We start from the raw sequence: 23,049 nt of genomic DNA, 5'->3' as shown, positions 1-23,049 counted from the left end.
GGCATGACACACCCGATTTCCTGGCTGCGGAAGCAGGCGCCCGGAGTCATCGCACTCGCTCTCATGGTCAGCACCTTTTACGTGGTGAAGCCGTACGAGTCGAGTGCTGCCGACAAAGCGGAGCTGGCGGAGAAGTTCACCTTCGAGCCGATGGCGATATCCATGCCGGGCGGCTACCGGAAACAGAGCGTCCGCAAGGTGAACAAGGCCTACAAGCACATCGAGGCGTGGATCTCCTCCGTCGGCGCGGGCGTCGCCATGAACGACATCGACGGCGACGGCCTGCCCAACGACCTGTGCATCACCGACCCGCAGATCGACCAGGCGGTGGTCACCCCCGCACCGGCGCCCGGTCGCGAGAGCGCCTCGTACGCGCCGTTCACCCTGGATATGTCTCCGCTGCCCAAGAGCGACATCATGGCCCCGATCGGCTGCGTCCCCGGTGACTACAACGAGGACGGCGCGATGGACCTGCTCGTGTACTACTGGGGCCGTACCCCGGTGATCTTCCAGGCGAAGAAGGAGCCCGGCAAGGACACCACGACCATGGACCCGAAGTGCTTCGAGCCCGTCGAGCTCGTCCCCGGCAACGGCGGTGGCGGGGAGTACGACGGGCCGCTGTGGAACTCCAACGCCGCGACGGTCGCCGACTTCGACGGTGACGGGCACAACGACATCTACATCGGGAACTACTTCCCCGACAGCCCCGTCCTGGACGACACCGTGCACGGCGGCGTGACGATGAACGACTCGCTGTCCCACGCCCAGAACGGCGGCGGCGGTCACTTCTTCCGCTGGACCCCCTCCGGCTACGAACAGGTCGAGGGCGTCCTGCCGAAGGGCATCGACCAGGGCTGGACCCTGGCCGTCTCGGCCACCGACCTGGACGGGGACCAGCGCCCCGAGATGTACCTCGCGCACGACTTCGGGACGTCGGCCCTTCTGTACAACAGGTCGACCCCCGGCACCTTCAAGTTCAGCGAGGTCAAGGCCAAGCACACCGCGACCACTCCGAAGTCCAAGGAGATCGGCCGCAGCTCCTTCAAGGGCATGGGCATCGACTTCGGCGATCTGGACAACGACGGCCTCTACGACGCCTTCGTCTCCAACATCACGACCTCCTTCGGCATCCAGGAGTCCAACTTCGCCTTCATCGGAACGGCCCGTGACAAGGCCGACCTGCGCGCCAAGTTCCGCGACGGCGTCGCCCCCTACAAGGACGAGAGCGCACCGCTCAACCTCGCCTGGTCCGGATGGGGCTGGGACGTGAAGATGGGCGACTTCGACAACGACGGAATCCAGGAGATCACCCAGGCCGTCGGCTTCGTCAAGGGCAAGCGCAACCGCTGGGCGCAGCTCCAGGAGCTCGCCACCGCCAACGACGCGCTGGTCAAGCACCCCCGCTTCTGGCCCCGCGTGGAGGAGGGCGACGACCTCGCCGGCGACCAGCACATGCGCTTCTTCGTCCAGGAGAAGGACGGCGAGGCCTACAGCGACCTGTCCAAGCAGCTCGGTCTGGCCGTACCGGTGCCCAGCCGGGGCATCGCCACCGGCGACGCCGACGGCGACGGACGCCTCGACATGGTCGTGGCACGCCAGTGGGAGGACCCCGTCTTCTACTGCAACATGAGCCGGAAGACCGGCGGCCACCTGAACCTCAGCCTCACCGACGCGGCCGGCTCGCCCGTCATCGGCGCCCAGGTCACCGTGACCCTCTCCGACGGCAGCACCCGTCTGGGCCGGGTCGACGGCGGCAGCGGCCACTCCGGCAAGCGCAGCCAGGACGTGCACATCGGCCTCGGCCAGGAGGCCGAGGGGCCGATGCAGACCCGCCTGACCTGGCGTGACCGCACCGGGCAGGTGCGCAACAAGGATCTCCAGCTGACCCCCGGCCGGCACGCGCTGGAACTCGGCGCCGACGTGAAGGAGAAGTGACCGTGCCCGAAACCAGGACGCGCGCGGCAGCCGCGCCGCGGCACGACGTGAAGGTCGTCACCGCCCTGCGTCGGTTCGCGATCTCGATCTCGATCCTCAACATCGCCGGGTACACCTTCCTCGGCTTCGAACAGCCCTGGCTGTGGCCGTTCATCGCGGTCCTCACCGCCTACACGGTGGAGATCGCGCTGGAGGCCGTCAGCGCCCGCGGAGAGAAGCGGGCCCCCCGCTACGCGGGCGGCGGTTTCAAGGGCATGGTCGAGTTCCTCTTCCCCGCGCACATCACCGGTCTCGCCGTGAACATGTTGACGTACGTCAACGACCGCGTCTGGGTCATGGTCTTCGGCGTCGTCGTGGCCGTCGGCACCAAATGGGTGCTCCGCGCCCCGCTCAAGGGCCGCATGCGGCACTACATGAACCCGTCGAACTTCGGCATCGCGGTCATTCTGCTGCTCTTCCCCTGGGCCAGCATCGCCCCGCCCTACCACTTCACCGAGTACCTGTACGGCCCCGCCGACTGGGTCCTTCCGGCGATCATCCTGGTTCTGGGCACCATGCTGAACGCGAAGCTGACGGGCCGTATGTGGCTGATCGGCGCCTGGCTGATCGGGTTCGTCCTCCAGGCGGTCATCCGCGGCCTGGTGACGGGGACCTCCATCCCGGCGGCGCTCGGCATGATGACCGGAGTGGCGTTCATCCTCTTCACGAACTACATGGTCACCGACCCCGGCACCTCCCCCTCCAGGCGTTCCTCCCAGATCGCCTTCGGCGGCGGCGTCGCCGCGATGTACGGGGTGCTCACGGCGCTCGGCATCGCGTACGGCATCTTCTTCGCCACCGCCCTGGTCTGCCTGATCCGCGGCGGCTACCTGTGGGGCCTGCACGTCAAGGCCAAGCAGGCTCCGGCCGCGGCCGAACCGGCACAGCGGGCCCAGGCACAGCGGGCCCAGGCGGAGCCCGCGGAGCAGACCGCCGCCTCCGCTCCCCCTCCCCTGCCCACTCCCGCCCCCGAGCCGGAGCCGGCACACGCGGCCACGGTGGCGGCTGCCCGCACCGGCGACCCGTGCCGGGACGGCACCTGCCTCCACGGCAAGTGCGCGTCCATGCGGGCCGCGGCGCAGCAGCGGAAAAAGATGGCGGTGCCCGTATGAGCCGTATCGCGATCGTCGGTGTGTCGTGCAGCTACCCCGACGCCACCACCCCGCGCGAACTCTGGGAGAACGCGGTCGCCGGGCGGCGGGCCTTCCGCCGGCTGCCCGACGTGCGTATGCGCCTGGACGACTACTACGACCCGGACCCCGCGGTCCCGGACAAGTTCTATGCCCGTAACGCCGCCGTGCTGGAGGGGTGGGAGTTCGACCGCGTCGCCCACCGCATCGCGGGCGGCACCTACCGTTCCACCGACCTCACGCACTGGCTCGCGCTCGACACCGCGACCCGGGCGCTGGCCGACGCGGGGTTTCCCGCCGGCGAGGGACTCCCCAGGGAGCGCACCGGCGTCGTCGTCGGCAACACCCTCACCGGTGAGTTCGCCCGCGCCAACGTGATGCGGCTGCGCTGGCCGTACGTACGCCGTGTGCTCGCCGACGCCCTCAAGGGGCAGGACTGGGGCGACGAACGCCTCGGTGCGTTCCTGGAAGGGGTGGAGGACGCCTACAAGCAGCCGTTCCCCGCCATCGACGAGGACACCCTCGCGGGCGGTCTGTCCAACACCATCGCCGGCCGGATCTGCAACCACTTCGATCTGAACGGCGGCGGATACACCGTCGACGGCGCGTGCTCGTCCTCGCTCCTGTCGGTCACCACCGCCTCCGCCTCCCTGCTGAACGGGGACCTCGACGTCGCCGTCGCCGGAGGCGTCGACATGTCCATCGACCCCTTCGAGATCATCGGCTTCGCCAAGACCGGAGCGCTCGCCAGGACGGAGATGCGACTCTACGACCGCGGCTCCAACGGCTTCTGGCCCGGCGAGGGCTGCGGCATGGTCGTCCTCATGCGCGAGGAGGACGCCCTCGCCGCCGGACACCGCGTCTACGCCTCGATCGCCGGCTGGGGCATCTCCTCCGACGGACAGGGCGGCATCACCCGCCCCGAAGTCAGCGGCTATCAGCTCGCCCTGGCCCGCGCCTACGAACGGGCCGGTTTCGGCATCGACACCGTCCCGCTCTTCGAGGGCCACGGAACCGGAACCGCCGTCGGCGACGCGACCGAGCTCAGGGCGATCATGGGCGCCCGCGCCCAGGCCGACCCGCACGCCCCCAGCGCCGCCATCAGCTCCGTCAAGGGCATGATCGGCCACACCAAGGCCGCCGCCGGAATCGCCGGACTGATCAAGGCCACGATGGCCCTGGACGCCGCGATGCTGCCGCCCGCCATCGGCTGCGTCGATCCGCACGAGCTGCTCACCGAGGAGTCGGCCAACCTGCGGGTGCTGCGCCGGGCCGAGGCCTGGCCGAGCGGGGCACCGCTGCGCGCCGGGATCACCGCCATGGGGTTCGGCGGGATCAACACCCATGTCGTCCTCGACAGGGCTCTGCCGACGGGACGCCGGACCCTCAGCCGACGGTCCACCACCCTGGCCAACTCGCTCCAGGACGCCGAACTCCTCCTCCTGGACGCCGCGTCACCGCAGGCGCTCAGGGAACGCCTCTCCCAGGTCGCCGACTTCGCCGTCACGGTCTCCTACGCCCAGCTCGCCGACCTGGCCGCCACCCTCCAGCGCGAACTGCGCGAACTCCCCCATCGGGCGGCCGTCGTCGTCACCTCGCCGGAGGACGCCGAAGTGCGGCTGCGACGGCTGGCCCAGGTGCCGAACACGGACGGGAGTATCACGCTCTCCCCCGACGGACGTGCCTTCATCGGCCGGGCGAAGGACGCCGCCCGCATCGGCTTCCTCTTCCCGGGGCAGGGCTCGGGCACCTCGACCGGCGGGGGTGCGCTCGCCCGCCGCTTCACCGAGGCCGCCGACGTGTACCGGCGGGCCGGACTGCCCACCACGGGCGACATGGTCGCCACCGACGTGGCCCAGCCCCGCATCGTGACCGGCTCCACCGCCGGGCTGCGCGTCCTGGACGCGCTCGGCATCGAGGCCGACATCGCCGTCGGCCACAGCCTGGGCGAACTCTCCGCCCTGCACTGGGCGGGGGCCCTGGACTCCACCACCCTGCTGGAGGCCGCCCGGGTCCGGGGTGCCGCCATGGCCGAGCACAGCGCCTCGGGCACCATGGCCTCGCTGGCCGCCACACCCGAGGAGGCCGGGGAGCTCATCGCGGACCTGCCCGTCGTCGTCTCGGGTTACAACGGGCCCCGGCAGACCGTCGTCGCCGGAACCGTCGAGGCCATCGCCACCGTCAGCGAACGGGCCGAGCGAGCCGGTGTCTCCTGCACCGGCCTCGCGGTCTCGCACGCGTTCCACTCGCCCCTCGTCGCTCCGGCCGCCGACGCCTTCGGCGACTGGCTCGCCGGAGAGCGCCTGGCCGAGGTGGACCGCCGGGTCGTCTCCACCGTCACCGGCGAAGATCTGGAGAGCGACACCGACCTGTCGAAGCTGCTGCGGCAGCAGATCACCGACCCGGTGCTGTTCACCCAGGCGGTCCGGGCGGCCGCCCCCGACGTCGACCTGTTCGTCGAGGTCGGCCCCGGTCGGGTGCTCACCGGCATGGCGGCGGCCACCGCCGACGTACCGGCCGTCGCCCTCAACACCGACGACGAGTCCCTGCGCGGACTGCTCCAGGTCGTCGGCGCCGCCTATGTCCTGGGCGCCCCGCTCATCCACGAACGGCTGTTCAACGACCGGCTGACCCGGCCGCTGGAGGTCGGCGCCGAGTTCAGCTTCCTGGCCAGTCCCTGCGAACAGGCACCCGACGTCGCCCTGCCCGCCATGCGCGCCCCCCGGGCGGAGGGCTCCGGCGACGGCGCCACCGAACGGGCCGGCGGCTCGGCCGGTGAGTCGGCGCTCGACGTGCTGCGCGCCCTGGTCGCCGAACGGGCGGAACTGCCGCCCGAACTGGTCGACGACAGCAGCAACCTCCTGGACGACCTGCACATGAGCTCGATCACGGTCGGCCAGATCGTCAACCAGGCCGCGGTCCAGCTCGGCCTCACCGCCGCTCATGTACCGACCAACTTCGCGACCGCCACGATGGCCGAACTGGCCGAGGCGCTCACCACGCTCGCCGGTACGGACGACGGCGACGCCCCCGCACCCGTCGTGGCGGGAGCCGCCGCATGGGCCCGCCCCTTCGCCGTCGACCTCGACGAAGTCCTCCTGCCCGCACCGGTGTCGGGCGGCGACAACGGGTCCTGGGAGCTGTTCACCGCCCAGGACCACCCCTTCGCCCAGGACGTGCGCAGCGCCCTCGAGAAGGCCGCGGTGGGCTCCGGGGTACTGGTCTGCCTGCCGCCCGACTGCTCCCGGGAGCAGATCGAGCACGCGCTGGAGGGTGCCAAGGCCGCCCTCGCCGGCGACCGCGAGCGCCGCTTCGTCCTGGTGCAGCACGGCCGGGGCGCGGCCGGACTGGCCAAGACCCTCCATCTGGAGGCGTCCCACCTGCGGACGACCGTCGTCCACACCCCGGTCTGCGACGGCGCCGCGGAGCGGGTGGCCGCCGAGGTCGCCGCGACCGCCCGCTTCAACGAGGTCCACCTCGCCGCGGACGGCACCCGCCGCGTCCCGGTGCTGCGCGCCCTGCCGATCCGCGCCGAGCGCACCGAACAGGTCCTGGGGGACTCCGACGTCCTGCTCGTCACCGGCGGCGGCAAGGGCATCACCGCCGAGTGCGCCCTGGCCGTGGCACGGCAGACCGGCGTCAAGCTGGCTGTCCTCGGCCGGTCGGATCCCGCCCGGGACGAGGACCTCGCCGCGAACCTGCGGCGGATGGCGGACAGCGGGGCGACGGTGCGCTACGCCCGCGCCGACGTCACCGACCCGGTCCGCGTCGCCGCGGCCGTCGCCGAACTCACCGACGCGCTCGGCCCCGTCACCGCCGTGCTCCACGGGGCGGGCCGCAACGAACCCGCCTCCCTCAGCGGTCTCGGCATGGACGACTTCCACGCCACGTTCGCGCCCAAGGTCGACGGTCTGGACGTCGTCCTGGACGCCGTCGGCGAGGGGAACCTGAAACTCCTCGTCACCTTCGGCAGCATCATCGGCCGGTCCGGGCTGCGCGGCGAGGCGCACTACGCCACCGCCAACGAATGGCTGGCCGACCGGACCGAGCAGGTCGCCCGCGACCATCCGGGCTGCCGTGCGCTGTGCATGGAATGGTCCGTGTGGTCCGGGATCGGCATGGGCGAGAAGCTCTCCGTCGTCGAGTCGCTGTCCCGCGAGGGCATCGTCCCGGTCTCGCCCGACCAGGGCGTCGAGATCCTGCTGCGGCTGATCTCGGACCCGGACGCCCCCGTGGTGACGGTGATCAGCGGACGGACCGAAGGCATCGGAACGGTACGGCGCGACCTCCCGCCGATGCCGCTCCTGCGGTTCACCGGGACCCCGCTGGTGCGCTACCACGGCGTCGAACTCGTCACCGAGGCCGAACTGAACGCGGGAACCGACCTCTACCTCGCCGACCACCTCCTGGACGACAACCTGCTGATGCCCGCCGTGATCGGCATGGAGGCCATGGTGCAGGTGGCGTCCGCGCTCACCGGACGCGCCGACGTACCGGTCATCGAGGGGGCGCGGTTCCTGCGGCCCATCGTGGTGCCGCCCGCGGGGACCACCCGCATCCGGATCGCCGCGACCGTCACCGACACCGACACGGTGGACGTGGCCGTGCACGCGGAGGACACCGGATTCGTCGCCGAGCACTTCCGGGCCCGGCTGGTCTACTCCGGGGCCGCGGTCCCGGACGGGCCGCCTGCCCAGGTGGGCCCGGACGTGCCGCCGGCCCCACTGGACCCGGCGGCCGACCTGTACGGCGGTTTCCTCTTCCAGGGCGAGCGTTTCCAGCGGCTGCGCCGCTTCCGCAGGGCCGCCGCCCGGCACGTCGACGCCGATGTGGCGATCGCCGCGCCGTCCGGCTGGTTCGCCGGCTTCCTGCCGGACACGCTGCTGCTGGCCGACCCGGGGATGCGGGACGCTCTGATGCACGGCAACCAGGTGTGCGTCCCCGACGCGACGCTGCTGCCGTCCGGTATCGAGCGGCTGTACCCGATGCCCGCCGGCGGCGACCTGCCGCAGGAGGTGCGCTACTGCGCCACCGAGCGCCACCGGGACGGCGACACCTACGTGTACGACATCGCGGTACGCACCGCCGACGGCACGGCCGTGGAGCGGTGGGAGGGGCTGACCCTCCACGCCGTGCGCAAGACGGACGGCTCCGGGCCCTGGGTCGCCCCGTTGCTCGGCCCCTACCTGGAGCGGGCGGTGGAGGAGGTGCTCGGCACCCACCTCGACATCGCCGTCGAACCGGACCTCCCCGGCGCCGGAGAGTCCGCCGACGAGCGTCGCGCGGCCACCGCACGGGCCGTTCAGCGGGCACTGGGCGAGAGCGCCGAGGTGCGCTACAGGCCCGACGGACGCCCCGAACTCGTCGGCGGCCGGGAGATCTCGGCGGCCCACGGCCTGGGGGTGACCCTCGGAGTCGCCGCCGCGGGAACCGTGGCCTGCGACATCGAGGCGGTCTGCGTCCGCGACGCCGACACGTGGGCGGGGCTGCTCGGTGAACACGCCGGGCTGGCCGCCCAGGTCGTCAAACAGACGGGCGAGGCCCCGGACACCGCGGCGACGCGGGTGTGGGGCGCCGTCGAATGCCTCAGGAAGGCCGGGCTGATGGCCGGGGCGCCGCTCACCCTGACTCCGCCGAACCGGGACAACTGGGTGGTCCTCGCCTCGGGCGGCCTGCGGATCGCCACGTTCGTCACGGCGTTGCGCGACGCCCTGGAGCCGGCGGTCGTCGCCTTTCTCGCACCGATCCCCGATGCGTCGGCACCCGCGCCGGCGTCCTCCGCGGCCGGGCGCCGGCCGCCGACAGGGAGGCAGACATGAGCCCGACCACCGTTCCGTCCATGGAGCTCGTCGATCTGGAGGACCGCAAACAACTGCGGGGCGTGTTCGGCGCCTTCCCCACCGGAGTCACGGTGGTGACCGTCGGCGGGGACTCTCCGAGGGGCATGACGGCCAGCTCGTTCACCTCCGTCTCCCTCGCCCCGCCCCTGGTGCTCGTCTGCGTCGGCAAGGACGCGGTGATGCACGGCAACCTCGACCGTTCGCAGACGTTCTCGGTCTCGGTGCTCGACGTCGGACAGGAGGCCGTCGCGCGCCACTTCGCCGACCACTCGCGCCCCGTCGGAGCCGGCCAGTTCGACGCCGTCGGCTGGCAGCCCGGGCGGAAGTCCGGCGCACCGCTGATCGCCGGCGCCGTGGCTCATCTGGAGTGCGAGAAGAAGGTGTTGTACGAGGGCGGTGACCACACGATCTTCGTCGGCGAGGTGGTCTCGGCGGTGCGCTGGCCGTTCCGTGAGGCCCTGCTGTTCTCCGGCGGTCGCTTCCGACGGTTCGCCCCCGAACACCGCGAAGGCCATGTGGCATGAGGACCGACCCGCCGGGCCCGCCGGTGAGCGCCCTGCCGGGCCTGCTGAGGAAGCTGGCCGTGGACCGCCTGGAGATGATGAAGGACGCGGCCGCCCTGGGAGACGCCGTACGGGTCTCCATGGGGCCCAAGAAGCTGTACATCTTCAACCGGCCCGACTACGCCAAGCACGTGCTGGCCGACAACAGCGACAACTACCACAAGGGCATCGGCCTCGTGCAGTCCCGCCGGGTCCTGGGCGATGGCCTGCTGACCAGCGACGGTGAGGTGTGGCGGGCCCAGCGCCAGACGGTGCAGCCCGCGTTCAAGCCGGGGCGCATCAACCGGCAGGCGAACGCGGTCGCGGAGGAGGGTGCCAAGCTGGTGGCCCTCCTGCGTGCCCACGAGGGGGGCGGCCCGGTCGACGTCCTCCACGAGGTCACCGGACTCACCCTCGGTGTCCTCGGCCGCACACTGCTCGACTCCGACCTCTCCTCGCAGGACACCCTCGCGCCGTCCTTCGAGGAGGTGCAGGACCAGGCGATGCTGGAGATGGTCTCCCAGGGCATGGTGCCCGGCTGGCTCCCGCTGCCTCCGCAGGCCCGCTTCCGCCGGGCCCGCCGGGAGCTGTACAGGGTGGCGGACCTACTGGTGGCCGACCGCAGCGCGCGGATGGCCGACGGCGAGCCCGGCGACGACGCGCTGGCCCGGATCATCGAGGCCGCCGGGCGGGGGAACGGACCGCCCCGGCGGGTCCGCGGAAAGCTCCGGGAGGAGCTGGTGACCCTGCTCCTCGCGGGGCACGAGACGACGGCCAGTACGCTCGGCTGGACGCTGCACCTGCTGGAGCGTCATCCCGAGGTCCGCGCGGCCGTCCGCGAGGAGGCCAGGAGCGTCCTGGGCGAACGTCTCCCGGACCTCGACGACCTGCACCGGTTGACCTGGACGACCAAGGTCGTCCAGGAGGCCATGCGGCTCTACCCGCCGGTGTGGGTCCTGCCCCGGGTGGCCCAGCGGGAGGACGAGGTCGGCGGCTACACGGTGTCGGCCAGGGCCGACGTCCTGATCTGCCCGTACATCATGCACCGCAACCCACGCCTCTGGGAGGACCCCGAACGCTTCGACCCCGAGCGCTTCGACCCACAGGCGGTGGCCAGCCGCCCGCGGTACGCCTACATCCCCTTCGGCGCGGGGCCCCGCTTCTGCGTAGGCAGCAACCTCGGCATGATGGAGGCGGTCTTCGTGACCGCGCTGATCACCCGGGACCTCGACCTGCGCACCGTGCCCGGGCACCGGGCGGTCGCCGAGCCCATGCTGTCGCTGCGGATGCGGGGCGGGCTGCCGATGACGGTCAGCGTGGCGGGCTGATGGACGCCGGCCCCTGTGAGGAGGCACCCCATGAGCGACACCGACCACTCGTCCCGGGCACCGGCCGGGGCGGCGCCCGCCGTGGGGCCGCCGGCCGGCCCGGACGCCGGCCTCGGCACGGCGGCGGCCTCGCCCGCCCCGTACAACGCGTCCACCGCGCAGGAGGCCGCCACCTCGCTGGTCCGGCTGCTGATGGAGCAGATGGGGTTCGGCCCCGACGACATCGCACCGGGGGGCCGGGGCCCGGCCGACGAGCCGGTGCGTCCGCCGCGGAGCGCCGAGGACCTACCGGGGACGCGCTGTCACCGACGCGGCGATACCCCTTGAGGCAGGAGAGGCAGACGAGGGAGGAGTCGCGATGAGACCGCTCGTACGGGCCGTGCTGAGGGGTTCCCTGCGGCAGGTGCGGTACGTGGACGTGATCGCCCCACACCGTGCCCGGGGCCTGGTGGCGCAGGTGTACCGGGCAACGGAGCGGGACTTCGGGGTGCTCGCACCGCCGGTGGCCCTCCACTCGCCGGCCGCCGCGTCGCTGGCGGCGACGTGGCTGATGCTGCGTGAGGTCCTGCTGGTGGACGGGCGGGTGAGCCGCGCGGTGAAGGAGACGGTCGCCACCGCGGTCTCACGCGCCAACGACTGCCCGTACTGCGTCCATGTGCACCAGGCGGTTCTCGGGACGCTGCCGCCGGACAGGACGGTCTCCCCGGTCGCCGAGTGGGCCGCGGCGGCCGGACGGCGCCACCCGGGAGACCCGGCCGGGAGCGCCCCGCCCCCGTTCACCGAAGCACAGCTGCCGGAACTCTGCGGCGTCGTGGTGACGTTTCACTACATCAACCGCATGGTGAGCGTCTTCCTCGCCGACTCCCCCATGCCCGCCCTGACACCGGCACCTCTGCGTGCCCCGATCATGCGGACCACGGCCCTGGCCATGCGTCCCGTCACTCCGGGCCCGATGGCGCCGGGCGCCTCGCTGGATCTCCTGCCCGCGGCCCCCCTGCCCCCGGGACTGGAGTGGGCCCTGGGCAGTCCTCCCGTGGCCGAGGCCTTCGGGCGGGCCTTCGCCGCCGTGGACCAGGGGGCCCGCTGGGTGCCGAAACCGGTCCGGGAGAGGCTGCGGTCACGCCTGGACCGGTGGGACGGTTCCGCTCCGGGGCTCGGCCGGGCCTGGCTCGACGAGGCCGTGTCGGCGCTGCCGGCCGAGGATGTGCCCGCCGCCCGGCTCGTCCTGCTGACCGCCTTCGCTCCGCACCAGACCCTCCCGGAGGACGTCGCGGCGTTCAGAGTCCGGTTCCCCACCGACCGCGAGCTCGTCGAGCTGACGTCCTGGGCCGCCCTGACCACCGCGGTGCGGATCGGCGGCAGGCTCCTCCCGTCCCGCCCCGCCCGGCCGGCGTGAGACCGGGCGCGGGCCCGACGGATCGCGGGAGTCAGAAGAGAGGGCGCACTCCGGTCAGACGCTCGGACTCGTCCCACAGGCGGCGCCGGACCTCCGCGTCACGGGCCGCCCGGCCGGGACGGACGAGCCCGGGTGCGCCCCGTGTCTGGGTCAGGCCGAGCGGCCCGTAGAACTCACCGCTCCGCGCCCCGGCGTCGGTGGCGGCGCGGAGTCCGGGCAGCATCCCCATGGCGGCGGGCTGGAGGAACAGCGGAGCGAACACCGGGCCGAACCTGCGTACGGGGGCCGGGAAGTCCCGGCCCAGGCCGGTCGCGGCCAGCCCGGGGTGGGCAGCGAGCGAGGCCAGTCCCGAACCCGATTCCGTCAGCCTGCGGTGGAGTTCGAGCGCGAACATGAGGTTGGCCAGTTTGGACTGGTTGTAGGCCCGGTACCGGCTGTAGCGGCGTTCGGCGTCGAGGTCGCGGAAGTCGATGCGCCCCAGCCGGTGGAGGTAGCTGCTGATCGTCACCACACGTGCGCCGGGTACGGCCCGCAGGGTGTCCAGGAGCAGTCCGGTGAGGGCGAAGTGACCGAGGTGGTTCGTGGCGAACTGGAGCTCGTGTCCGTCCGGGGTGCGGGCCCGGTCCGTCCACATCACGCCCGCGTTGTTGACCAGCAGGTCGATACGGGGGAACCGGGCGCGGAGCTCCTTCGCCCCGGCCCGCACCGAGGCGAGATCCGCGAGGTCCAGCTCCTGGACCGTCAGGGCGGCCGCGGGCACACCTGCCCGGACACGGTCCGCAGCGGCGGCCCCACGCTCCGGGTCGCGCACGGCCAGCACCACATGGGCGCCTCGCCGGGCGAGTTCCTCCGCCAGGTGCAGTCCGATGCCGGAACTCGCGCCGGTGACCACCGCGGTGGTACCCGTCCGGTCCGGAACGTCGGCAGTGCCCCACCTGCGCCGGATGCTCATGAGTCCTCCCTTCCTGGGTGGTCGCGTCAGTCGCCCCGGACGATCCCGCCCCGGTAGCCGTCGGCCACGATCCGCCGGGCGGAGTGCCGGTAGTACTCGTCGTCCTTGGGCAGCTCGGTGGCGAGGCCGCTGACGTAGCGGTTGTACATGCAGAACGCCGCGGCGATCAGCACGGTGTCGTGCAGGTCCGTGTCGTCCGCGCCCTCGGCGCGGGCCGCCGCGATCGTCCGGTCGGAGACCGGACGTGCGGAACCCTGGACCTCGGCCGCCACGTTCAGCAGCGCCCGCAGCCGGCCACTGACCGGTGCGGTTGCGGGGTCGGCCAGGACGGCCCGGACCAGCTGCTGACCTCCCGCCAACTGCGCGGCGGCGAAGGCGCCGTGCGAGGAGGCGCAGAACTCGGTGTCGTTGAGCCGCGAGACGTACGCCGCGATCAGCTCCCGCTCTCCCGGGTCGAGCGAGGACGGCGCTCGCAGCAGGGCGTTCGCGAGGTCGCCCAGCGGACCGGCGGTGTCGGGACGGTGAGCCATCAGGCCGGTGATTCCGGGAAGGTCGTTGCCGAGTGCGATGTGGGGCATGGCTGCTCCTCCGGTGGACAGAGAGGGGGAAGACCGGCCGGCGAGGTACGGAGCGACTGCGGGCCGCCGGGCCTCGTGATGTCAGGAAGCTAGTGAACGGGCCCGCCGGTGGCAACCGTGCGCAGGACCTCAGGAGATCGGCGGCACCGTGACCGCAGGACCGGCCCGGCGCGGGGGCGGGGAGGGCCGTTCCTGCCGCGATCACGTCGCCGAGCAGCGGCGTCTGTTCGGCGAGGGCCGGTCGGCCGGCGCCGTGGACCCCGCCGGCGCCCGCGCCGGGGTGCCCGGAGCGGGCGCGAGGATCCGCGCCCCGTCCCCCGAGGAGAGCACGGCGGAAGAAGCCCGCGCGCGCACGAGCCTGATGTCATGGGCGACAGTTTCCCGACCTCGGAGGTTCAGACATGGCCATCAGCACGGGAGCGCCACCGCGCACGCTGCGGGGCGGTCTCGACTCCCTCAACAGCCGCCACCACCAACTCGGGCTGCGCCTCTTCCTGTTCATCGTCATCGCGCACTGGGCGGAGCACCTGGTCCAGGCGTACCAGATCTACGTCATGGGCTGGCCCATCCCCGAGGCGCGCGGTGTGCTCGGGATGCCGTTCCCGTGGCTCGTCACATCGGAATGGATGCACTACGGCTACGCCCTGGTGATGATGGCCGGCCTGTTCCTGCTGCGCTCGGGATTCACCGGCCGCTCCCGGACCTGGTGGAACGTGTCACTCGGCATCCAGGTGTGGCATCACCTGGAGCACCTGCTGCTTCTGCTCCAGGTGCTCGCGGGCGCCAACCTGCTGGGCAAGGCCGCTCCGACGAGCCTGATCCAGCTGCTCATCCCCCGGGTGGAGCTGCACCTCTTCTACAACACGCTGGTCACCGTCCCCATGGTGGTGGCGATGTACCTGCACACCCGTGCGAACCGGCCGGACAACGCCGCCGCACGGTGCGCCTGCGCGCCGAAGGACTGACCGCGTGGCCACGAGAGGGAGAAGACCCTCCGGTTTCGTTTCGCTGCTCCTCCTCCTGGCCGGAGTCCTGCTGTTCTGGCTGACGGTGCCGAATCTCGGCAACGCCGCCAGGGCGGCCACGGCGGACGGGCCGCGGGGCACCTTCACCGCGGCCCGTCTGGTGTGTGTGGGGCACTCCGGGCACACCACCTGCGAATGGTCGGGAACGTTCCGGTCGGACGACGGCGCCGTGGAGACCGGTGGCGTCAAGCTGTACGGCAGCGGCCGGGGCACCTTCGAGGCCGGGCAGACGGCGCCGGCCGTGGACGTGGGCAACGCGGGGCGGGTCTACGACCCGAGCGGATCGCGTGCGTGGATCGTCACGGTCCTCCTGGTGGTGCTCGCCTACGTCCTGCTCGTGACCGCGGCCCGCCGGCATCTGGCGCCTCCTCCGGCCCCCTCGGGGGGACGGAGTCCGGCAACGGCCCCGCCCCGGCGCTGACCTGGCGGGGCGGTTGCCGGACTCCGCCGGTGGGGCCGATCGCGCCCGGGAGGGCTCAGCGGGGTGTGCCCCAGTGCTCCGCGGTGAGTTTCTCCAGCACCGGGACGATGTCGTTGGGGCTCGGCATGGCGATCATCTCTGTCCGCAGCCGGGCCGCGTTCTCGGTGAACTCCGCTTCGTCGAGCACGCGTACGAGGTGGTCACGCAGCTCCTTGGCGGTGAGCTGGTCGGCATCGGCGACATAGACGCCGGCGCCCCGCTCCTCCAGGCCGTTGGCCATGGCGACCGGGCCCCACCACTTCTCGCTCCAGTACATGGTGGGCACGATGAGCTGGGGTACGCCGTGCTCAAGGGCGGCCGCGAAAGCCCCGGCGCCACCACTGTGGACCAGGGCCGAGCAGGTCGGCAGAAGCACGTTGAGCGGGACGAAGTCGGCCACCCGGACGTTGTCCGGGATCCGTTGTCCCGGCTCCAGCTGGTCCCGGGTGAAGGTCGCCACCACCTCGATGTCGAGATCGGCCACCGCGTCGAGCAGGTCACGGGTGGACGCCGAGTGACCGAAGCCGCCCTCCCGGTGGGCGAGGCCGAGGGTGATGCAGACGCGCCGCCGGGTGGGAGGTTCGTAGGCCCAGGGCGGGGTGGTGGAAGGGCCGTTGAACGGCACGTGGCGCAGGGGGATGTAGGACACGCCGGCCGGCCGGTGGATCCACGGCGGCATGGGGAAGAGGGTCCACTGGCCGAGCACGGCGTCCTCGTCGAACTCCTGCCCGTAGCCGCGCAGGATCGGCTCCAGCCACTCCCGCAGGGGATCGGCGGGAGTGGGAGGTGCGGCGGGGTCGTCACGCCAGTGGGCCCAGAACTCGTGGCACGCCTTCCGCAGCTGCCCGAGGCCGTCGGCGCCGAACAGGATGCGGGCGTGGGCAGCGCCGGTGACGCGGGCGGCGAGAGAACCGGTGAAGGTGAACGTGTCCGAGACGATCAGGTCGGGCCGCCACAGCCGGGCGAAGCGTACGAGGTCGTGGAAGGCCTCGTCAGGATTGAACATGCCGCGCCATCCCCGGACGTTCGACGCCATCTCGGCGACCGGGTCGCCCAGGGGGTACTGGCTCTGGTGCGACTTCGCGCGCGGCGGCACAGGACCGGCTGCCGTGGCGGACTCCGGTGGAGCGGGGGCGGCCGGGGCGTCGTCCGGGGCGGGGGCGGAGGCCGCCATGTGCGCGCTCAGGCTGACCAGCGGGCCGATCGTCACCCCGGTGAGACCGGAGTGGGCGATGTCGTCCGCCAGATCCGGGGATGCCGCGATGCGCACATCGTGTCCTGCCGTCCGCAGTGCCCACGCCAGCGGTGTCTGCACGTACAGATGCGACCTGAAGGGCGCGGCGACGAAGAGAATGCGCACGGACTGCCTCCCGTTCCCCTGTGTTCCCGTGTGTTCCGCGTACAACGGACGGACGGTACCGCCGGAATCCACGCTCGCGCTTCTTCCGGATTGCCGTTCCCCGGCGGCCCGGCCGCTTCCGGAGGTGGGGCCGCCGGCCGGTCGGCCTCGCCCCGGCCCGCCTCAGCCGCCGTCCCTGCCCAGGGGCGTGAGGTCGAGGTAGTTGAGGGTGAAGAGCAGGATGTCCAGCCCGCGGGAGAAGGACGAGTAGGTGTGGTAAATGGTGTCGCCCTCACTCAGGAAGACGCTGACCGCGGGCAGTTCGTGGCCCCACACGTCCCACGGTCCGACCGCTTCCTCGTGCTCCTCCTTGGTCCGGAAGTTGATCAGCAACGGCTGCTTCGACTCGTCGAGGGTCGCGTGGAAGTCGTAGTTGAAGTGGCTTCCGTACGAGGAGAAGTAGGGAACGCTCCACCCCATCCGCTCCTTGTAGCGCTGGATCTTGGCGTACGGTGCGCGCGAGACCAGCGCCAGGCTGGTACCGCGCTCGTGCAGGTGCGGCAGATGGCCCAGGTCGCGGATCTGGAAACGGCAGCTCGAACAGCCCTCGTCCCAGGACGGATCGAACATCACGTGGTGGACGATGAGCTGGCGCCGGCCCTCGAACAGGTCGAGGAGCCCCACGTCGCCGTCCGGGCCCTCGAAGACGTAGTCCTTCTCCACCGCCACCATGGGGAGTTCGCGGCGCTGGGCGTTGAGGGCGTCCCGGGCGCGGGTGAACTCCTTCTCCCTGACGAGGAACTCGCGGCGCGCGGCGAGCCACTCCTGCGGCGAGACGATTCGGGGAAGGGACTGCTGCTTCTCTGCTTCGGTCATGGGGGTGTTCCTTTCTCGATGTGCCACGGGCGCGGGGCGACGGCGGGAGCGGGGCGCTGAGCCCCGGAACGGTGCCGTGCCGCCGTCCGCCCGGAGCGCGGCCGGCCGTGTTCTTCCGCCCGCCTCAGCCGGAGTCGGCGACCGACCGCTCCGTGGCCACGGCCTCTCCCTCGGAGGCGACCGGATCCGACGGGACCGGTGGGCGCAGCGCGGTGTACGCGAGGACGGCGAGCGCGGCGACGAGGACGGCGCTGGCCGCGGCGGCGATGTTGAGTCCGGCGGTGAAGGCTTCGCGAGCATCGGCGATCAGGCCGGTGGCAACGGGACCGTCCAGTCGCGCGGCGGCAGCCAGGGCCTCCCCGATGGTCTCGCGGGACGCCTCCCGGGCCCCGGCGGGCACCCCTGACAGGTCGAGGCCGGACATCCGGCTGCCGTACACGGCGGCGCCGACGCTCCCCAGCGTCGCGACGCCGAACGCGATGCCGAAGTCGCCGCTCGTCTGCGAGAGGGACGCCGCCGACCCCGCCTTCTCGGGCCGGACCGTGCCGACGATCAGATCCTGGCAGACGGCGCCCATGAGTCCGACGCCCAGGAAGACCGGTACGATACCGGCCACCAGCATGCCGAGGCCGTCCGAGATGTCGAGCAGGGCGAGGACGAGGAAGCCCGCCGAGGCGAGAGCCATCCCGCCGGCGATGACGAGCCGGGGGCTGCTGCGCTGTGCGAGGGACGGGGCCAACAGGCTGCCGGCCACCATCGCCAGGGAGGAGGGGACCAGCCACAGTCCCGCCCGCAGCGGCGACAGCCCTTCCACGCTCTGCAGGTACTGCGTGACCAGGAGCATGATCCCGCCCTGGGTGGCGACTCCGAACATCAGGGTGACCAGCGACGAGCTGAAGGCCAGGTTGCCGAAGAGCCGTACGTCGAGCAGGGGGCTTTCCAGTCGTCGCTGCCGCCGTACGAAGATCACGCCGAAAGCCACGCCGACCACGATCAACAGACCGGGGACCAACCACGAGCCGCCCCTCGCCAGTTCCTTCATGCCGTAGATCACGGGCAGCAGCGCGGCCAGGGAGACGGCGACGCTGACCGGGTCGAGTCGGCCGCCGCCGCCGCGGTACTCCGGCAGCATCAGCGGCGCCGCCACCAGCAGCAGCACCATCACCGGCACGCCGACCAGGAGGACCGAGCCCCACCAGAAGCGCTCCAGCAGCGCGCCGCCGATCACGGGCCCGGCGGCGGCTCCGCCCATGAAGCAGCTCATCCAGACGCCGATGGCCATGCCCCGCTGCTTCGGGTCGCGGAACATGTTGCTGATCAGCGCCAGCGTCGAGGGCATCAGCGTCGCCCCCGCGACGCCCATGGCGGCCCGGGCCCCGATCAGCATGCCGGGGCTGGTGGAGAAGGCGGCCACCGCCGAGGCCACGCCGAAGGCCGCGGCGCCGAAGAGAAGCAGCTTCCGGCGGCCGATCCGGTCCCCCAGGGTGCCCATGGTCACCAGGAACCCGGCGGTCATGAACCCGTACACGTCGGTGATCCACAGCAACTGGGTACTGCTGGCCCCGAGGTCGGCGCCGATGCTCGGCAGTGCCAGGTACAGCACGCTGAGGTCGAGGGCCAGCAGCAGGGTGGGCAGTGCCAGCACGGCCAGCCCGATCCATTCCCGCCGTCCCGCCCGTGGCGGTGTTCCGGACGGGGTCCGCGTATCCATGTGTTTCCTCCGTGGTCGAGCGGCCGGGGGCGGCGGTGCGTGCGCCCTCGTCCATGAGTCGGAGCGGACCCGCGGATCTCTACACATCTCGCGCGATTGATCCGCCTGATTCTCCCGGCCGGCGGCAGGTCACCCACGCACGCGGCGAACACCCCCGGCGGTGGCCCGCGTGTAGCATCGCGCGGTGCGGAGCATCCGCGCGTGCGGGCCGGGGCCCCTGGCGGACAGCCGACGCGCCCGGCCCGTTCGGGCTTCGAGTACGAGGAGAGAAAGCGCCATGAAGTACATGCTCCTGATCTACAGCAACCCCGCGGTGTGGGAGGCGTTGTCCGACGAGGAGCGTGCGGCGCTCGGGCCCGAGCACGCGGCTCTGATCGAGGAGCTCGTCGAGTCCGGTGAGTGGGTCGGCGGTTCGGTGCTGGCCGCGCCCTCGCAGAGCAGGACCGTTCGGGTGCGCGACGGTGCGGCGCTCACCACCGACGGCCCCTTCGCCGAGGTCAAGGAGCACATGGCCGGCTACGACATCGTCGACTGCGTGAGCGTGGAACGGGCGCTGGAGATCGCGGCCCGTATCCCCGACGCCCGGCTGTCCGGCGTCGAAGTCCGTCCGCTCGGCTGAGGGCCCGCCCGGGCGGGGCGGGCCCTCGGGTGCGTCGCACCGCCCCGCCGCGCTCTGACGCGGCTCAGTAGGTCACGACGGCGCGGAAGCGGACCTCGCCCTTCTCCACCTTGTCGACGGCGTCCGCGACCGCGTCCATCGGAAAGACCTCCGTCATCGGGGTCACCGCGCCCTCCGCGACCAGGTCGAGCGCCTCGGTCAGGTACCGCAGCCCGTGGTGGGTGGCGCCCAGCACACGCTGGCCCCGGGCCCAGAACGGGGTGGCGGGATCGATGGTGAACGAACCCGCCGGGTCGATGGTGGCGAGCACGATCCGCCCGCCGGTCCGCAGTCCCTGGAGGGCGTCCGTCGCCGCCTCGTAGGACGTGCCGGTGACCAGGACGACGTCGGCGCCGCCGGCCTCGCGCAGCTCCTCCCCGTCGCGGACCACGAGGTCGGCCCCGAGTCTCGTGGAGACCTCGTGCTTCTCGGCGGAGCGGGTGATGGCGACGGTCTCGTACCCGCAGGCCCGGGAGTACTGCACGGCAAGGTGCCCGAGGCCTCCGATGCCGAGGACGGCGATCCGCTCGTGCGGCCGCGGTTCGCTCACCCGCAGGGCGCTCCAGGCGGTGTAGCCCGCGCAGAGGACGGGCGCGGCCGTCGCGTAGTCCAACCCGTCGGGGAGGAGCACGGTGCTCGCGGCGGCCACGCAGAGGTACTCGGCGTGGCCGCCCTGCACGGTCAGGCCGGTCATCACCGGCGCCGCGCAGGACATGGCGGACTGGCCGGTCAGCGGAAGGTTGCGCCGGCAGTAGGCGCACCGGCCGCAGGTGGCCTGGACCCAGGTGGTGCCGACGCGGTCGCCCACCTCGCGGGTGGTGGTGCCCGGCCCCAGTTCGACGACCTCGCCCGCCGCCTCGTGCCCCGTGATCGCCGGATCGCACGACGGGAAGGGGAAGACGCCCTGGGCGGTCCAGAGGTCGTTGTGGCAGAGTCCGCAGGCGTGCACCTTGACGAGCACCTCGCCGGGGCCCGGCCGGGGCGTCGGAACCTCCTGGATCTCCCAGCGGGCGTTGACCGCGGGGATGACGGCGGCCTTCATCGGCCCGCCCCCTCACTCCTCAGCCGTACGGGGAGAGTGCGCAGCCCGTTCATGATGAAGCTGCCCTGCGGCTCGATGTCCTCGGGGGCCACGGCCAGATCGAGGTCGGGGAAGCGGGTGAAGAGAGCGGGGAGCACGATCCTGGCCTCCTCCCGGGCCAAGGGCATGCCGATGCAGCGGTAGATGCCGTGGCCGAAGGCCAGGTGGGCCTTGTCGGCCCTGGACGGGTCGAACCGGCCGGCGCTCGGGCCGTGCACGGCGGGGTCGCGTCCGGCGGCGGCGAAGGCGATCAGGACGGGATCGCCCCGGGGGATGGTGACCCCGCCGATCTCGACGTCCTCGGTGGGGAAGCGGAACGGCAGGTGGGCGACCGGGGCCTCGGCCCGCAGCGTCTCCTCGATGACGTCGTCCCAGCTGATCCGGCCGGCTCGGAGCTCTGCGCGCTGCTCGGGGTGGGTGAGCAGCAGGTGGACGGCGTTGGCTATGAGATTCATGACCGGTTCGGTGCCGGTGCCGAGCATGAGGTGCAGGGTGCCGACGAGCTCGGACGGACTCAGCCGGGAGCCGTCCTCCTCCTGGGCGGCGATGAGGTCGCTCGTCAGGTCGTCGCCGGGCGTCCTGCGTTTGCTCTCGACGAACTCGTGCATCTCCTGGTGCCATCGTTCGACGTTGGCCGCGGCGTCCTCGGGCGAGGTGGTGGTGTCGACGTTGACTTCGCCGCCGCGCAGCATGGCGGCACGGTCCTGCGGCGCCACGCCCACCAGGTCGCAGATGACACGCGCCGGAAGGGGGTGGGCGAAGCGCGCTTTGAGGTCGACCTTGTCGCCGGGTCCGCTCTCGGCCAGCTCGTCCAGCAGTTCGGTACAGGCCTGTTCGATGGCGGAGCGCATGGCGCTGACCCGGCGCGGGGTGAACGCCTTCGCGGTGAGTCTGCGCAGTCGGCTGTGGTCGCTGCCGTGCGCGGTGGTCAGGTTGTCCATGAGGACCCAGCCGATGAGCGGGAAGTCGTCCCCGATCTCCCCGTTCGCGTACGCGGTCCAGTGTTTGCGCGGATCCTTGGAGAACCGCTGGTCGCCGAGAACGCTGAGGGCGACGTCGTAACCGGTGACGGACCAGGCCCGTACGCCGCCGGGGAGTTCCACCCGGGCGACGGGTCCCTGCTCGCGCAGGCGGTCGGCTTCCGCGTGGATGTTCTGGCCCGTGCGGTCGATGACAACCGGGCAACGGCTTTCCACAACCATCTCCAGGGGTCGGCTGATCGGTGAGGCGGGCGGTGGCGGGGCCGTCGGACGGGCGTCACCGGTCCGTAGGGCAGCGGGGCGGCCGTCAGACGGGCGCGGGTGCGGGCCGGTTCGGCCTGCGGTCCAGCCACCACTGGACGAGCATGAGGTTGATCATCCAGCCGAGCCAGCGAGCCACCTCGAAGAGGTATCCCACGTCGATGTTCAGCTCGGCGTACGTCATGACGTTGACCATGGCCCGTCCCCACAGCACGCCCGTCGCGAGGGCGAAGCTGTACAGCATCCAGCGCCGGTGGTCGTCGTACTGCCGCTTGCGCGCCGCGCGGTACCCCATGGTGGTGGTGCCGATCCACAGGAGCGCGTGGACCGCGACGCCGATGGTGCCCTGCCACGCGGGCATCAGCGGCATGATCGCCAGAGCCAGTACGGCACTGGGCAGCGCTCCGGCGAACACGTAGAGGCGGCCGCTGGCCCGGTGGATCCGCGGATGGTTGCGGCGCAGCAGCGGCCAGACCTGGAGAACCACGGTGACCAGGGCGATGGTGCCGAAGCCGATGTGCGCGACGAGCAGCGGGTAGTGCAGCGGCACGTCCTCGTTCAGCGTGATCCGTGCCTCCGACGGGTCCAGCCCCAGGTAGGCCGTCAGTTCGTCGACGAGGAACAGCGTGACGAGCAGGGCCAGCAGAAGGGGCCAGGGGCGGCGCCACCAGGCCCTGCCCGGGCGCGACGGGTCCTGCTCGGGCGCGGGCCCGTCCTTCCGGTCCGGGGAGGGCAGGGTGATGTCGGCCGGTTCGGTCTGCTGAGCCATGGAGGTCCTTCCGTCCGACGGGCTTCAATGGGCGTCAGCGTCACACCCGTTCAGACGCCCGGCATCTTTCAGGTTGCTCTGCGCGCCCCGCGCCCGACTCGATCCGAAATCCGACGTGCCCTCGCTCGCGGAGAGGTCGGGTGGGGAGG

General features: G+C 72.0%; 18 protein-coding genes. 10 read left to right on the top strand and 8 right to left on the bottom strand.

Features of this window, described 5'->3' with window-relative positions:
- Positions 1–3: 3 nt before the first annotated feature.
- Genes DTB53_RS21870 through DTB53_RS21840 form a run of 7 tightly spaced genes read left to right on the top strand, consistent with a single transcriptional unit; the run spans position 4 to position 12,210 of the window.
- On the top strand, positions 4–1,935 hold the full coding sequence (locus tag DTB53_RS21870) for a CRTAC1 family protein (RefSeq protein WP_003964472.1): 1,932 nt from the start codon (positions 4–6) through the stop codon (positions 1,933–1,935).
- Positions 1,932–3,086 (top strand): RnfABCDGE type electron transport complex subunit D, encoded by a 1,155-nt coding sequence (locus DTB53_RS21865; RefSeq protein WP_012377923.1) that lies wholly within the window; start codon positions 1,932–1,934, stop codon positions 3,084–3,086. The genes DTB53_RS21870 and DTB53_RS21865 overlap by 4 nt, the downstream gene beginning before the upstream one ends.
- Positions 3,083–8,923 (top strand): type I polyketide synthase, encoded by a 5,841-nt coding sequence (locus tag DTB53_RS21860; protein ID WP_012377924.1) that lies wholly within the window; start codon positions 3,083–3,085, stop codon positions 8,921–8,923. The genes DTB53_RS21865 and DTB53_RS21860 overlap by 4 nt, the downstream gene beginning before the upstream one ends.
- On the top strand, positions 8,920–9,468 hold the full coding sequence (sgcE6, locus tag DTB53_RS21855; protein WP_003964475.1) for an NADH-dependent FAD reductase SgcE6: 549 nt from the start codon (positions 8,920–8,922) through the stop codon (positions 9,466–9,468). The genes DTB53_RS21860 and sgcE6 overlap by 4 nt, the downstream gene beginning before the upstream one ends.
- On the top strand, positions 9,465–10,814 hold the full coding sequence (locus DTB53_RS21850) for a cytochrome P450 (RefSeq protein WP_012377925.1): 1,350 nt from the start codon (positions 9,465–9,467) through the stop codon (positions 10,812–10,814). Before sgcE6 ends, DTB53_RS21850 begins: the two co-directional genes overlap by 4 nt.
- A 30-nt stretch (positions 10,815–10,844) precedes the next feature.
- Positions 10,845–11,141: a hypothetical protein gene (locus DTB53_RS21845; RefSeq protein WP_042495497.1), complete on the top strand. Its 297-nt coding sequence runs from the start codon at positions 10,845–10,847 to the stop codon at positions 11,139–11,141.
- A gap of 31 nt (positions 11,142–11,172) precedes the next feature.
- Positions 11,173–12,210, top strand: coding sequence for a carboxymuconolactone decarboxylase family protein (locus DTB53_RS21840; RefSeq protein ID WP_012377926.1), 1,038 nt, complete (start codon positions 11,173–11,175; stop codon positions 12,208–12,210).
- 31 nt (positions 12,211–12,241) lie between these two features.
- Here DTB53_RS21840 and DTB53_RS21835 read toward each other — a convergent pair whose 3' ends face one another.
- Both DTB53_RS21835 and DTB53_RS21830 read right to left on the bottom strand, forming a co-directional pair.
- Positions 12,242–13,162 (bottom strand): oxidoreductase, encoded by a 921-nt coding sequence (locus DTB53_RS21835; RefSeq protein WP_012377927.1) that lies wholly within the window; start codon positions 13,160–13,162, stop codon positions 12,242–12,244.
- Between the two features lie 26 nt (positions 13,163–13,188).
- Entirely contained in the window at positions 13,189–13,740 is a 552-nt protein-coding gene (locus tag DTB53_RS21830; protein WP_003964480.1) for a carboxymuconolactone decarboxylase family protein, read from the bottom strand.
- 401 nt (positions 13,741–14,141) lie between these two features.
- Between DTB53_RS21830 and DTB53_RS21825 the strand changes: the two genes are divergently transcribed.
- Together DTB53_RS21825 and DTB53_RS21820 are read left to right on the top strand one after the other, a co-directional pair.
- Positions 14,142–14,705 carry a hypothetical protein gene (locus DTB53_RS21825; protein WP_003964481.1) on the top strand — a complete coding sequence of 188 codons (564 nt, stop codon included), beginning with the start codon at positions 14,142–14,144 and terminating at the stop codon, positions 14,703–14,705.
- A 4-nt stretch (positions 14,706–14,709) separates the two neighbouring features.
- Positions 14,710–15,186: a hypothetical protein gene (locus DTB53_RS21820; RefSeq protein WP_012377928.1), complete on the top strand. Its 477-nt coding sequence runs from the start codon at positions 14,710–14,712 to the stop codon at positions 15,184–15,186.
- Positions 15,187–15,241: 55 nt separating this feature from the next.
- Here DTB53_RS21820 and DTB53_RS21815 read toward each other — a convergent pair whose 3' ends face one another.
- The 3 genes from DTB53_RS21815 to DTB53_RS21805 all read right to left on the bottom strand — a co-directional run bounded on the left by DTB53_RS21815 (position 15,242) and on the right by DTB53_RS21805 (position 19,151).
- Positions 15,242–16,585, bottom strand: a complete 1,344-nt coding sequence (locus DTB53_RS21815; protein ID WP_012377929.1) for an activator-dependent family glycosyltransferase — start codon at positions 16,583–16,585, stop codon at positions 15,242–15,244.
- A gap of 162 nt (positions 16,586–16,747) precedes the next feature.
- On the bottom strand, positions 16,748–17,440 hold the full coding sequence (locus DTB53_RS21810) for a DUF899 domain-containing protein (RefSeq protein ID WP_012377930.1): 693 nt from the start codon (positions 17,438–17,440) through the stop codon (positions 16,748–16,750).
- A gap of 124 nt (positions 17,441–17,564) precedes the next feature.
- On the bottom strand, positions 17,565–19,151 hold the full coding sequence (locus DTB53_RS21805; protein WP_012377931.1) for an MFS transporter: 1,587 nt from the start codon (positions 19,149–19,151) through the stop codon (positions 17,565–17,567).
- 277 nt (positions 19,152–19,428) lie between these two features.
- Between DTB53_RS21805 and DTB53_RS21800 the strand changes: the two genes are divergently transcribed.
- A complete protein-coding gene (locus DTB53_RS21800) occupies positions 19,429–19,770 on the top strand; it encodes a YciI family protein (RefSeq protein WP_003964486.1) in 342 nt (113 codons plus the stop codon).
- A gap of 64 nt (positions 19,771–19,834) precedes the next feature.
- Here DTB53_RS21800 and DTB53_RS21795 read toward each other — a convergent pair whose 3' ends face one another.
- The 3 genes from DTB53_RS21795 to DTB53_RS21785 all read right to left on the bottom strand — a co-directional run bounded on the left by DTB53_RS21795 (position 19,835) and on the right by DTB53_RS21785 (position 22,900).
- On the bottom strand, positions 19,835–20,851 hold the full coding sequence (locus DTB53_RS21795) for an alcohol dehydrogenase catalytic domain-containing protein (RefSeq protein WP_012377932.1): 1,017 nt from the start codon (positions 20,849–20,851) through the stop codon (positions 19,835–19,837).
- Positions 20,848–22,092: a cytochrome P450 family protein gene (locus DTB53_RS21790; protein ID WP_012377933.1), complete on the bottom strand. Its 1,245-nt coding sequence runs from the start codon at positions 22,090–22,092 to the stop codon at positions 20,848–20,850. The genes DTB53_RS21795 and DTB53_RS21790 overlap by 4 nt, the downstream gene beginning before the upstream one ends.
- Positions 22,093–22,177: 85 nt before the next feature.
- Entirely contained in the window at positions 22,178–22,900 is a 723-nt protein-coding gene (locus DTB53_RS21785; RefSeq protein ID WP_012377934.1) for a DUF2306 domain-containing protein, read from the bottom strand.
- Between the last annotated feature and the right edge of the window lie 149 nt (positions 22,901–23,049).

The organism is Streptomyces griseus (genome assembly GCF_900460065.1).
GTDB classification, from domain to species: Bacteria; Actinomycetota; Actinomycetes; order Streptomycetales; family Streptomycetaceae; genus Streptomyces; species Streptomyces griseus.
Note: the sequence above shows the minus strand (reverse complement) of the source record. Positions and strands in the feature narration are given on the sequence as shown.

What these genes read in the sequence shown, in the direction of transcription:
- DTB53_RS21810 (WP_012377930.1), bottom strand. Translation starts at nt 17,440, where the DNA reads ATGACCGAAGCAGAGAAGCAGCAGTCCCTTCCCCGAATCGTCTCGCCG.
- DTB53_RS21790 (WP_012377933.1), bottom strand. Translation starts at nt 22,092, where the DNA reads ATGGTTGTGGAAAGCCGTTGCCCGGTTGTCATCGACCGCACGGGCCAG.
- DTB53_RS21800 (WP_003964486.1), top strand. Translation starts at nt 19,429, where the DNA reads ATGAAGTACATGCTCCTGATCTACAGCAACCCCGCGGTGTGGGAGGCG.
- DTB53_RS21785 (WP_012377934.1), bottom strand. Translation starts at nt 22,900, where the DNA reads ATGGCTCAGCAGACCGAACCGGCCGACATCACCCTGCCCTCCCCGGAC.
- sgcE6 (WP_003964475.1), top strand. Translation starts at nt 8,920, where the DNA reads ATGAGCCCGACCACCGTTCCGTCCATGGAGCTCGTCGATCTGGAGGAC.
- DTB53_RS21850 (WP_012377925.1), top strand. Translation starts at nt 9,465, where the DNA reads ATGAGGACCGACCCGCCGGGCCCGCCGGTGAGCGCCCTGCCGGGCCTG.
- DTB53_RS21805 (WP_012377931.1), bottom strand. Translation starts at nt 19,151, where the DNA reads ATGGATACGCGGACCCCGTCCGGAACACCGCCACGGGCGGGACGGCGG.
- DTB53_RS21845 (WP_042495497.1), top strand. Translation starts at nt 10,845, where the DNA reads ATGAGCGACACCGACCACTCGTCCCGGGCACCGGCCGGGGCGGCGCCC.
- DTB53_RS21870 (WP_003964472.1), top strand. Translation starts at nt 4, where the DNA reads ATGACACACCCGATTTCCTGGCTGCGGAAGCAGGCGCCCGGAGTCATC.
- DTB53_RS21860 (WP_012377924.1), top strand. Translation starts at nt 3,083, where the DNA reads ATGAGCCGTATCGCGATCGTCGGTGTGTCGTGCAGCTACCCCGACGCC.
- DTB53_RS21830 (WP_003964480.1), bottom strand. Translation starts at nt 13,740, where the DNA reads ATGCCCCACATCGCACTCGGCAACGACCTTCCCGGAATCACCGGCCTG.
- DTB53_RS21840 (WP_012377926.1), top strand. Translation starts at nt 11,173, where the DNA reads ATGAGACCGCTCGTACGGGCCGTGCTGAGGGGTTCCCTGCGGCAGGTG.
- DTB53_RS21795 (WP_012377932.1), bottom strand. Translation starts at nt 20,851, where the DNA reads ATGAAGGCCGCCGTCATCCCCGCGGTCAACGCCCGCTGGGAGATCCAG.
- DTB53_RS21825 (WP_003964481.1), top strand. Translation starts at nt 14,142, where the DNA reads ATGGCCATCAGCACGGGAGCGCCACCGCGCACGCTGCGGGGCGGTCTC.
- DTB53_RS21835 (WP_012377927.1), bottom strand. Translation starts at nt 13,162, where the DNA reads ATGAGCATCCGGCGCAGGTGGGGCACTGCCGACGTTCCGGACCGGACG.